The organism is Shewanella gelidimarina (assembly GCF_023283945.1).
GTDB classification, from domain to species: domain Bacteria; phylum Pseudomonadota; class Gammaproteobacteria; order Enterobacterales; family Shewanellaceae; genus Shewanella; species Shewanella gelidimarina.
In genome coordinates this window covers 44,218-56,334 of record NZ_JAKIKW010000029.1, presented here as the reverse complement: position 1 = coordinate 56,334, position 12,117 = coordinate 44,218, and the positions used below count along the sequence as shown (strand labels likewise).

8 protein-coding genes and 1 pseudogene are annotated in these 12,117 nt (G+C 40.4%); 7 read left to right on the top strand and 2 right to left on the bottom strand.

Annotation, left to right across the window (positions count from 1 at the left end; translation table 11 throughout):
* Nucleotides 1-701: 701 nt before the first annotated feature.
* From L2729_RS19345 to L2729_RS19325, 5 genes are read left to right on the top strand one after another with little or no spacing between them, the layout of a single operon-like run.
* On the top strand, nucleotides 702-1,589 hold the full coding sequence (locus L2729_RS19345) for a TnsA endonuclease N-terminal domain-containing protein (RefSeq protein ID WP_248989733.1): 888 nt from the start codon (nucleotides 702-704) through the stop codon (nucleotides 1,587-1,589).
* 34 nt (nucleotides 1,590-1,623) lie between these two features.
* Entirely contained in the window at nucleotides 1,624-3,762 is a 2,139-nt protein-coding gene (locus L2729_RS19340) for a transposase (protein WP_248989732.1), read from the top strand.
* On the top strand, nucleotides 3,755-5,197 hold the full coding sequence (locus tag L2729_RS19335) for an ATP-binding protein (RefSeq protein WP_248989731.1): 1,443 nt from the start codon (nucleotides 3,755-3,757) through the stop codon (nucleotides 5,195-5,197). Before L2729_RS19340 ends, L2729_RS19335 begins: the two co-directional genes overlap by 8 nt.
* A gap of 5 nt (nucleotides 5,198-5,202) precedes the next feature.
* Entirely contained in the window at nucleotides 5,203-6,171 is a 969-nt protein-coding gene (locus L2729_RS19330; protein ID WP_248989730.1) for a TniQ family protein, read from the top strand.
* The gene (locus L2729_RS19325; RefSeq protein ID WP_248989729.1) at nucleotides 6,164-7,771 is read left to right on the top strand and encodes a TnsD family transposase; all 1,608 of its coding nucleotides are present in this window, start codon (nucleotides 6,164-6,166) and stop codon (nucleotides 7,769-7,771) included. The genes L2729_RS19330 and L2729_RS19325 overlap by 8 nt, the downstream gene beginning before the upstream one ends.
* Before the next feature lie 139 nt (nucleotides 7,772-7,910).
* On the opposite strand, the gene L2729_RS19320 is transcribed toward L2729_RS19325, so the two are convergent.
* Entirely contained in the window at nucleotides 7,911-8,273 is a 363-nt protein-coding gene (locus L2729_RS19320; protein ID WP_428848267.1) for a type II toxin-antitoxin system Phd/YefM family antitoxin, read from the bottom strand.
* 746 nt (nucleotides 8,274-9,019) lie between these two features.
* On the opposite strand from L2729_RS19320, the gene L2729_RS19315 reads away from it, so the two are divergent.
* Together L2729_RS19315 and L2729_RS19310 are read left to right on the top strand one after the other, a co-directional pair.
* Nucleotides 9,020-9,712, top strand: coding sequence for an IS6 family transposase (locus tag L2729_RS19315; RefSeq protein WP_248989728.1), 693 nt, complete (start codon nucleotides 9,020-9,022; stop codon nucleotides 9,710-9,712).
* A 63-nt stretch (nucleotides 9,713-9,775) separates the two neighbouring features.
* Nucleotides 9,776-9,877: pseudogene (locus L2729_RS19310) on the top strand (IS982 family transposase); the annotation flags it as partial.
* A 16-nt stretch (nucleotides 9,878-9,893) separates the two neighbouring features.
* On the opposite strand, the gene L2729_RS19305 reads toward L2729_RS19310, so the two are convergent.
* Nucleotides 9,894-11,870, bottom strand: coding sequence for a M13-type metalloendopeptidase (locus tag L2729_RS19305; RefSeq protein ID WP_248989727.1), 1,977 nt, complete (start codon nucleotides 11,868-11,870; stop codon nucleotides 9,894-9,896).
* Between the last annotated feature and the right edge of the window lie 247 nt (nucleotides 11,871-12,117).

The following is a 12,117-nucleotide window of genomic DNA, read 5'->3' as shown; positions in this document are numbered from 1 at the left end:
AATTCGGGGGTAAAATTACGTTTTATACGTTTAGTCATACGATCACCTAAATAATAACGAGGCCATAATATCAACCTCTAACTAGATGGCCAAATTAACTATGCCACTTCAAACGCTTCATACGACTTCACGTCGCACGGACATAAACGAGTTACACCCCCAGTCTCATTTCTGGACAAACTTTATACAGATAAGATGTTGCTTGCTCATAGGCTACGACAAAGCAACTTGATAGCTAATAAATTCCCCAAAAGGTCATGTAAACATTGTCGTTGTCTCATGCCGTTTGACGACCAAAAAAGAACTCATCCTGGCTTTCTATTCATCCAAAGCATCAAATTATTCTCTAACAATATGGGGGGAGGATGGGGTACAGAAGTCAGTTTGAAAGCATGCTTCTGGAGTACTCATCTAGTCAGAATCATAAATGTTTACCATCGACATAAAAATAACCCCATGTATTTTTTGATTACCGATAGGTTCTTCAATCTGAAATGGCGATTAAGACCTGTGTTTTGCAATATTAACAGCTGTAAATATTCATTAGTTAACCCACTGAGAATTATGACTTCTTATTTTTTTGAAATTTGGAATATTAGCAGTTCTATATAATTATTGTAATAATAACAATGGCTTAATGTGTTTGTCTGGTTTGTTGTTTTGAACTATCCTCCAAGTTATGACCATATGGAGAATAGTAAATGAGTAAACCGAAATGTAAAAAGTTAACGCAACCTACGATCACCCAACCCGAACTGAATCGTATTGAAAAGTACCTGCGTGAAGTAAAGAAGAATGGTTATCGGCCATGGGTAACCGTTCGTCAGTCTCATACGATCGGACAAGGACAAATAGTTTACAGTTGGAAGACTAAACGCGACCATCATCTACTGAGTCGCGGCGAACTTATGCCATTCCTCTGGTTTGAACAAGATCCGAAAGTAATCGATATCCTAGAGCAGTATCCTTTGCCTCTTGAAGACACCTTGAAGTTGGCGGATGAGATGCAAATCTTACATCCTGGCTCTTATCTCGACAAAGATGCTTTTGATGGACTAGTACCGGCTAAAACCATGACAACCGACTATGTGTTAGTGATGGAATTCCCAGATGGGAGACATAAATTAGCTGCCTATAGTTTCAAATACTCAAGCAGTTTTGAACGAACGGTAACTCATCCTGTTGCGGTTGCAAGAACAGAGGCCAAACTCGCGCTTGAATGCGAGTATTGGCGGCGGTTAAATGTGGCATGGGTACTCATAACAGAGAAGAGTTTCGATGAAAATGTAACTCAAAACTTTAGATATCTACGTGAGTGTAAGGATTTTCCTGAGTATCTTGATGTTAGTGATGAATTTAAAGCTATCGTTTTACTGCGCTTTCGCCATCACTTTTCTGCCTTAGAAGAGGCCACCGTACGTGAGGTGCTGGTCATCGTTGCAGAGGACGTTGGTATTGAACTGTTTCAGTGTCAGTGTCTGTTTCAACACTTCGTGTATACACATGTCCTCAAACTTAATTTATGCGAGAAAATTAACCTCAATCGACCTGTCTCTATGATGCCTGTTGAGGTGAATCATGCTCGTTAATCAAAAGTTGGTGTCGAACGGGAAGCGGAAGGCTGTGGAGTTATTGATTGTTCATGTGAACGATGCCACCGAACAAATTGCAGTGTCAGATTTACTCGATCAGATCCCTCGTCGTCCCAAGGTTTTAAACGCTTTGTATGTTGCAGAAATGCTGAGGACTTGTGCATGGAGGATGGAGTCCCATGACTTGCCGCAAGAATTGTTTGCAATAGATGAGTCGATTAGTGAAAAGCATCTGATAAAGCGTGACAAGGCATGGATGGCCATTTCCCCCCTGATTGAAGATGATGAAATCCTCTGTAATTATCTCTATGGTCCAGTCGAAGGCATTGTTGCCGAGTTGGTTGAAAGCTCTGGAACTAGCAAGAAATTTATTACAGGCAGCATTAATCGATATTTCGTCATGGGAGGTATTAAAAATTCTTTGTTACCGCAGTATTTTTTCTGTGGCAAACAATTTTCTTTACGCGAAGCTCCTGAGTCGCTTGTTGATGGCGCTATTAACCTTGCCAGTAAACCTGGCAGAGAGACGAAATATGGTAATCCTTTTCGCCAAGTGACGCAGTTGGATGTTGATAATATTCGAAAATTTTCAACAAAAATTAGAAATGGCCAGCAAGTCGTTCTGGAAGATATTTACAAAGAGTTTTGTGGCTCATATCTATCTACAGTGATCAAACCAAAAGAAGCGCCTGATGAAGATATTGCTGAGCCATTTCGAATGGTACTTGATCGGCGTAATCTCATTTCATCTCGAGCATTTAAACGTCAGTTAAATAAAATTATTAGTCGTTTAGATTGGATCCGAAAGAGGGTAGGTCAAAAAAATTATGAGCGAGACCATGCAGGTAAAACTGGAGTCGCGCATAAAGGTCTCCGTGGGCCGACTAGTCGCTATGAAATCGACAGCACGGTAGCTGATATCTACATTCGTTATCCCTTCAGCAATGAGCTACTCAGTATCGGCAGACCAATCATTTATTTTGTGATTGATACAGTAACTGGGATGATAGTGGGAGTGCATGTCTGCTTTCATGGCCCTGATTGGCATGGCGCTGGGCAAGCTCTGCTGAATGCTTTTACTGAGAAAGTGGCTTTCTGTAAGCAATTTGGAGTGGATATTGAAGAGGCTGATTGGCCCTGTCATCACGTGTGTCGAGAGCTAACTGGAGATAGAGGAACAGAGAACTCTGATAAAAATTTATCGTCTTTGGTGAAAGGACTTATTGGTGTAAGCATTGTTAATCTCAATGCCTACCATCGAGGAGACTGCAAGGGCACTGTTGAGAAGACATTTGATACCGCGCAAAAAAGAGCAATTACATACGAGGCGGGCAGAGTAGAAAAAGTATATAGATATGAAGATAAGCATGCCTCCCGCCGTGCGCTTTATACCTACGATGAGTTTATGAAGATTCTCATCAAAACCATCCTGGTCAGCAATAATACCTCTGAGCGCATCAATGGTCGCACATTTGAGATGGAACGTGACGATGTTGCATTTACTTCTCGAGATGCATGGGTATATGGCCTTTCAAATATGATGATCACCCCGACCATTTCTCGCGATAGATTGATATTTGCGTTGCTTCCCGAAGTTAAAGGCACCATTCGAGCACAGGGTGTGTTTTTCCGTGGCTTATTTTATAGCTCAGATAAATTTGAAAAATTGAAAAAGATTGATGAGGCTAAAAATTTCGGTCGTAAACAGATTGCGGTGCGATACACAGATTGTAGTACTAACCATATCTGGTATCGCGATGATGAGACTAGAGTGCTATATCAATTAAACCTTACCGACCGCAGTGAAGCCTATAAAAATCAGCTTTGGGCTAGCGTGATGCATCGTTTAGAAATTGTAAAAGGTCAGTTGGCATTACTCAGTGAAAAGCGTTTTACCGCCGAGGTCATTAATTTCATGGACTTAAGTCGCGGGGAAGAACAGTTGAAACGTAATTTAAAGGGCTTGAAAAAGACGAAAGCAAAAGGTATTGCGGCGGGTATCAAAGAACGAGGTGCTGTCGAGGGGATAGTGCAGAAACATCAAGATGGAAAGAACATGATCGCGGCGTTATCTGGCGGTAACACTAAGACGGAAATGACTCAGAGCGCTGCAACTAATACTTGGGTTGATCCAACCTCGGTACCGTATGAGGAGGTTTACCATGGTTAAAGCAACCTACATTCGTCATCCAAATCCATCGATGCGGGGGAACCCACTTATCGAGGGGCTGGGATTTCCCCTTTCAATATCAGAGGTGCAGAAAAACTGTGATGTGCCTTTTGTCGATGAGGTAGATTTGAGTGATGTGCCTAGTGACTTGCATGGTTACTACACTCGTTCAGTTCTCGGCAATTTATTTGATACGCATGTTTGCCAAGATGAGGCTGCTAAAATTTATGAAGTCTTGCGGCATTCGATAGAGGATGGCTACCGTCATAGAAATCCTTTGAATCCCGAACTTAGGCGAGTGCTCTCGGCGATTGAGCAGGATAAAGCTGAACCCATTCAGGCTACAAATATTGATAGGTTGGGTCTATTCGATACTGCATTTAGTTACTTACTTTGCGGATTGTCAGGTCGGGGGAAAACCAAAATGATCAGTATGGCACTTAAGCAGATTGAACAGGTCATAGAGCATACTGAGTATCGGGTGAAAGGCCAGGAGCCTATTCCACTTCGATTCACTCAAGTAACTTATATCTACATTGAACATCATGACAGGAAAGGTCAGAAAGCCTTATTACAGAGCATATTGGAAGCTATAGATAAGGTAACGGCTGAAAAGTACAAGTACGTGAATCGTAAAAGCACAGTTTCGGAGTTAATTACCGCTGTACGTAAAGCTGTAATCGTCCACGGGATAGGTACCATCATTATCGATGAGGCTCAAAACTTTGCGTCTTCACCAGTCGAGTTGAAAATTGGCACCAACGAAAAAACGTCGATGAAATTTGTTGAGGAAATATTTAATCGAATTGGCGCATCATTGATTTTCGTCGGAACATTTTCGACTCTTGATCTATTTAGCAAAGAAATGACCATTACACGTCGTACAATTCGTCGAGGTTCATTGGCTTTAGCCAGCTGCGATTTAAATAGCTCTTTTTGGAATCGATTGTGCGACCGAATCTTACATACTGGCTTTATGTACAATCAAGTTACGCCTATTAGCACCCTTAAAATGCATCTACATCAACGCTCGGCTGGAATTCCAGCTATTGCAGTCAGCCTCGTGCAAGCAACGTTGTACTACTTGACCTATATGGCTCCAGAACAACAGGATCTGAGCACGCATGCGATCGATCATGTTTTTGATGAGCAATTTGCTTTATTACGTGCCCCTATCGATGCCTTGAATCATGGCGAGTATCATCGATTTGAAGATTTAAAACCGATGTTGCTTTTAAAGGAATCAAAACCTGATTACACACAAGAAGGCAGTCTTTTGCTCGCAGCTAAAAAGTTAGAATCACGTTTGATGCAAGGGGCCGTTGAGCTTGTACAGCAAAAGCCAAATGAAAAAAGTCATGAGGTTGATGCCAAGAAATCTTCTGAAGCGCTCGCCCCTGGTGCGTTAATGAAAACACTCGGATATGGGGAGTAGTGCTCATGAATAATATCTTGCATTTACTACCAGAAGAGCATCTCGGTGCCTCTGTCGCTCGTTTGCATCACTTGGCAGCAGTTGGGGCTTTGGAGCATACGATGCGTCGCCTCGGTGCCAGTAAACATCGCTTTAGGCCGCATCGTCTATTCGATGAAGACGATTTCTCTCTTAGTCTGTTATATGAATCTAACGGGGCTAGTGATGTTTGGCATCAGCATGCCATGGGGAGTTATGCTACCGTTTTTTTGAAAAAGGATGAGCACATACAAGTGGATGAGGCTCGTCTACGTGGCGGCCCTCTATTAAACGTCTTCGGTAAGCATGCCGTTTTGCCCTGCTGTTGGCGTTGGTGCGTTAGCTGTGCAGAGGAAGATGAGGTTGAATTCGGCACTACTTATTACCATCGCGACCATCAGTTACCAGGTGTGTTTCACTGTGATAAACACCATATGGCACTCACTGATGGCTGTCAGGAGTGTGGGTTTACTGTCGAGTTGCTTATGCATCAAAACGTGCCTCCAGTCGATAATCTTTGCCCGCATTGTGGTAAATGGATGGGGGCTTTTGATAGATATTTCAGTGAGGAAATGGCTAAAGTTGAATCTAGAAGTTTGGCGTTAGCTCGGCATCCTCAGGCAATAGGTTATTACGAAGATTATATTAGGCGAATTCGCGGGCGAGCAGGATTAAACCCCACCCCCATTAATAATGTGTCTGAGCGTAAACGGTTAACAAGCTGGCTAGATGACCTCGGGAGTTATTTCCCACCTGACATGCTAGCCGCGTACTTTCAGAATATTAATGTGAGCCAGAGTAACCGAGCATCAAACTTCTTACGAAACCCGAGACTGTTTGACCCAAATACACCAAGGCCTCCATTGCACCCTTTAGTGCACATACTTACTGAAATTTTTGTTCAGCAGGACTCATGTATATCGGAGCGTGAGTTCACAGAACGTTGTCATGAATAGCTTATTACCAATCTGGCTGCCTGATGAGAGTGCATACAGTTATGTTGCTCAATGTGATGCTCGTTCTCCGTACCAGTCCTGGAAGCAATCAAACCAGTGCTTATTTGATAAGGTCGGAATACGTATACACCCTATGCTGACATGCCATATCAACAAAATCGCTGATATGGCTAATGTTGATCCTATGGCATTGCTGCTCCGTGGAACAGGATACGTGATGGTTGGGTTTGGACTGGAGGACAAGTCTAAAGCTCTTATATTGCAGCAGGACTTATTACTTGGGAAAGGGACTTCATTGTTTAGCGATGCGCGTCTTGCAGCCAGCAGGCTCTCATTTGGTAGTTGGCTGAAGGCTTGTCCAATGTGCTTTGAGGAGGATGAGATAATGCATGGTGTTGGCTACTGGCATACTGTACATCAGCTTCATGGAGTCATTGCATGTCCTAAGCATGGATTTCGCTTAGCCAGACTGAAGGCCGGTGAAGGAGGCTTAAATCATGCTTACACGCTACCAATTGAAGCTATGTTTAAGTGTAACGAGCCAGCAATTGGAGAGGAATTGAAACTAGCAGGGTACTTGATAGCCTTGTATAACTTACTGATAAATAAGTCTCCTTCTATACCACTTGGTGATATTTACCGAGAATGGCTTGATGCGAAGGGGTATTTAACTAAATGTGAAAACCTCAGATGGAAGCGGCTTAAGAGTGATTTGACTCATTGCTGGCAGGGGATATTCAACCAATTAGAGCCCACTTTACCTCTGGAATTGTCAGAGTTTAGTTTTGTGCCAGCCTTAGTTCATCAACAGCGTAATGTTCATTACATCAAGCATGTATTATTGATGGCATTTCTAACAAGAACACCAGAGCAATTTTTTAAGGGGCCGCTTCGCGAAACTAAGCCAAATCAAAGTATCCCGCCAGAATTTGCAGTTGATATTGAGGAAGCGTTGATGTTGTTGAGAGCTGGCATCTCAATGCGCCAAGTATCTAAAAAACTAGAGCGTAGTATCGGGTTCATTAAGCAGCTAGCATTACGCAATCAGATCACAATTGGTCGACGACGACAGAAAATTACTCCGGATATCGAGAGAGCTATTTGGCGTCAGGCATTGATAGGCACTCACCGAGCTATTATCGCAGATCATTTTGGAGTCTCAACAGGTGCCGTCGAGCAGATAATCCAAAGCTATAGTGGGCTGTCGCAATGGCGACATCAATTGTTGATGACTCAACATAAACAGGAAAACAGACAGCGACTATTAGCATTTATCAGAGATGAACCAGACGCTGTTCGTAATACGATAAAACAGCAATGTAGCGCATATATGTGGCTCTACAAACATGATAAAGAGTGGCTTTATCTCCAACTCCCCGCAAGGCAAGCATATGCTCCCAGAGTCGGAGTCAATTGGGCTAACCGGGATTATGCTGTATTGGCTCAGTTGATGGGGTTGCGGGCAGGATATCGCTCAATGTCGGCACTGGACCGAGAGCTGGGAGGTCATGGTTGGCTATTACGATTTCATCGCAAGCTACCCAAGTCAACAGCGTTTGCTCGGAAGCTTTTAAGACCAAAGCTCAATATTGATGATTGATAGAAAAAACACCTCATTTCTCACTGGTGTTGATGAGACACTAGCGCATGCGCCGTCATATTTGGGGGATGTAATTGATGTGCTCAGGCACAGGGGATAGTATCTCCATGTTAGAGCGAGCGGATAATGAACAACGACGTCATAAATCATTTATATCAACGTCGATTTCAGTCTGATTTTTACGAGCCTCAACTAGCTGTGCTAGTTCCAAATCTTCAAGCTTACCCATCAGCAGCTCATAAGCGGCGGCAGGAACACAGTAAAAAACAGGTTGATTACGATTTAACACCGCTACGGGAAAGCCATCAGCTTGTGCTACCGCAGCCATAGGGTTCTTTTTAAACTCACTAATATTTGTTGAATTCTCCGCTAAAATTGGTCTGATGGTTTGCATAATCAAAATCCATAATGGCTCATTTATAATGAGAATCTTAGGTTTCATTGTTTGCAAAGTAAAATAAGAAGACACTGATAAGTGAACTGTTAACTGTTCAAATATCACATTATGCGCTTCTCAATAAGTGTTACTTTACTACGATGTACCGATACACTAATTCATATGAACTTCTATGAAACAATGGCTTATATTCAGTTTGTTTGTTTCTTTCATATTGAAAATTCAGTGTCGCTTTCAATCCTAGGTACGACCGGAAAACAGACCTACCAATACCAAAAAAACGCATAGGAAATGCAATAGACCCTAATTCGAAGGATAGCCATTTGTGGAGGAAAGTGAGTTAAATAATCTAAATTTAATTCACAATATTTTGATATCAATGAATTAAGTTAAAGTTAGTATGCTTCGAGTAGTTGGCAATTTGGTGTTTCCAACTAGATTTGCTTCAATCTGGATTTCATTGGGCCTGAAACAGCGAAAGTTTCCAACTAGATTTGTTTGTTGATGTTCGGTAACTAATTGATTTTAGGTGCCTGGGAGTTTCCAACTAGATATGACATGATCAAATGGCTACTTAACCTCGATAATACGGCTTCAGCCTCAGGTTTTCGCTGCTCATTGACAATAGTCAACTCCGCGGCGAAAACCATCGGCTTCCTTGTCTTATCATCGGCAGTAACGCCATTATGGGAACCGTAAGTTTGGTGGTTTCTGCTAGTTAAAGAATTGAAAAAGCGACCTTTGGGGTCGCTTTTTTTGTGCGTGGGTAGTTTACTGGGCTCTGTCGCAAAGTTGACGAAGCAAGCTAAAGTGTTGATGATGTTCAGGCATGAATTTGGAGTATCCACTGCATGACACTTAACTTCTCGGGGCGACATTACCCATCGGATATCATCATGCAGGCGCTTCGCTATTACCTGTCCTACAAACTCAGTTACCGTGAAATTGAAGAGATGTTCGCTGAGCGAAATATCTATTTTGACCACTCAACTCTGAACCGTTGGCTTATCAAATATGCGCCACAACTCGAAGCAGTATTTAGGAAGATAAAACGTCGAATCTCTGGCTCTTGGCGAATGGATGAAACCTACATAAAAATTAAAGGTCGGTGGGTTTACTATTACCGAGCCGTGGACAAACACGGCGCTATTATTGATTTTTATTTGAGTGAAACCCGTGATGAGCCAGCGGCACAAGCGTTTTTCAATAAAGTTATCAACCAGCACGGCTTACCTGAAAAGGTGGTCATTGATAAAAGTGGTGCGAATGCCGCAGCATTAGAGTCCATTAATATTCGTCTTTGGCTATCTGGACATATGCTGTTTATGATTGAGGTTTTGGCCGTTAAATATTTGAATAATATTGTTGAGCAAAGTCATCGAAAAGTGAAGGGTAAAATGCATCAATGTCTAGGTTGGAAGTCTTGGGAAGGGGCTGAGTCGACACTGGCAGGCGTTGAACTTTGGTCCATGATTAAGCTGGGACAAATGGACACTACTGAAAATATGACACAATGGGAGCAATTTTATTCTTTGGCGGCCTAGTCGTGTCTGAGGAAGTCCGTTCCTTCAATTTATAGTGGCTAGATCTCAGTTTGCGACAGAACCCTTAATGTGACTGGTGGTTTAGTGGCTTATCAACTCAAAGAGAGTAAGCCACAATTAAATATTACCTCAACTGAATTCAATGCTATTTCAGTGTTCTGTTAAACCGACCTGAGGTTAACTAGTCCCACAGGCTGACTCTAAGCTCCTTCTTTATGAACATTTTGTCTTTATTCGTCGTCTTATATACTTCATGAAATTTACTCAGATTCATCAAAGTATTGTTGACTCGAAATATGCTAGGTGGATGGGGGTCTTTTTCTATCAGAAAATCGGTGAATTCCTTCCTAGTTTTATCACGCCAAGTTCTTGCGAAATGATGAAAAAATTCCTTGTATAAATCTGTATCGTTATCCTTAAGTTTACTTACGTGCTTTTCCAGTGCTTTAGCTGCTATTTCGACACCACTTAAATCTGCAATTATTTCACCGACTTCCAATTCTCCGTTCAAAGTTTTTCCGGGTGAAATTTGATACCTATTTGCTTGACTAATTAAAGTTGTTTTTAATTTATTAAACCGGACAAGATCACCTTTTGACCACCAATTGTTTAAGTTACCATCGGCATCAAATTGAGCCCCTATATCATCAAAAGCATGTCCGATTTCATGAGCAATAACAACACCAATACCGGCATAATTTTTCGAGTCAGAGTACTCAATACTAAAAAATGGAGGCTTCAATATACCAGCTGTAATTGTAAAAGTGTTTCTAGTGAAAGAATAACGAGCACCTACTTCCTGTGGAATTGAATGGTCTTTGTACTTCTCAGAGGGGTCTAATAAGCTTTTAACTTGCCGTTCATAGTTATACAGTTCTAATTTTTTATGATTTTCAACTAAATTATTAGGTTCGGGGTTAAAGTTTGAATAATCTTGCCATTCTTTTGGGTAAGCGATACTGAATTTCATTTTTTTAAGTTTATTTAGTGCACTTTTTTTTGTTTGAGCATCCATGCGGCTAGAAAGTCGAATTGAAACTTCATATTGACTAGTGATATCACTAATTATCGACTCGATTTTTGACAACATCTTATCGTTAAAGTTTTGTTTAACATATACTTTTCCCAACATCATCCCTAGAGAATTATTGATGTAATCTATAGCTCTCATCTTAAAAGGTTGTGGAGATTTTATATATCCCATGTTGATTAAAAATTTATTTTTAGCATTTACAAAGTCTACACCAAAATAATTAGAATATGCCAAAAGCAGTCTGGCCTTTAAGTAATGCTTCCAATCAGTTATATCTACTTCTTTGAAAGCCTGATTGAATGAATTTAAATAACTAATTTGATTTAAGTTTATGATGCTTTTACTCATAGTGGGTGATAGAGCTGCTAATTGTTCTTTTATATATATATTTGGTAGAGACTCTGAAATTTCAGCCAAACTCCTTATGTTATATTGGTTTTTTACATTTCTATTTTCAGTTTCTGTCCATTGTGATTTAGCTATTTTCTTTTCTAATGATATGACTCTTGCTGCAACATTATTTTGATCTATCCCTGATAACTTAAATATCGTATCTAATAATTCAGTATAATAATCTAGTTTTTCAACTGATGCATCATTGTTACTCAAGTAGCTTTCTCGGTCTAAGTACAAACCACCTTGCATCAAATAGATGATCTTTTTTTGAGAGTTTTTCAAATCTGAAGAAATTTCAAAATTTATTGGAAAGGATACACCAATTTTTTGGAGAGTTGCCATTAATTGTGCTATTTCTTTATAGTCTTTTGCATTGTCTATTAAGGCCAACTCTTCCGCGATAGGTTTAATCCCTAAAGAATGTCTTAGAGGGAGGTTAAGATAGTCTTGATACATAATTACTATTTTACTTTCATTATCTTCCAATTGAGAACGTGGATTGGTTTGTATTAATTCTTCCAATAAAAAATCAATCTCTTGATCAATTTGTTGTTGAATAACATCAAAACTACCTACCATATTTTTATCATCAGGTATGGAAGTTTTATCAAGCCAATCATTATTTACTGACTTATAGTAATCAGTAAGTAGGTCTCTATTACCTGCGTTAACGGATGTCATTTGAAGCATGCAAAACATCAACGTTAATGTTTTTATTTTTTTAATCATAGGGATGCCCATTTTTTAAATCAGTATATTTATAAAATTCAATTTATATTCTAGTTATAAAGATAAATGTGTCAATAAAATTAACCTCATCAAGTTATTTGAAGTGATATTTATATTTTATTTAAATATGTAACTAACTGATATATATCAAGGTGGACTCTAACCGCTCGCCCATGCAGCTACAGTCAGTGCTTTCTAAGTGTCTGATTTTTAAGGTTTAACATTGTTTTTTTTGAATTAGTTATCG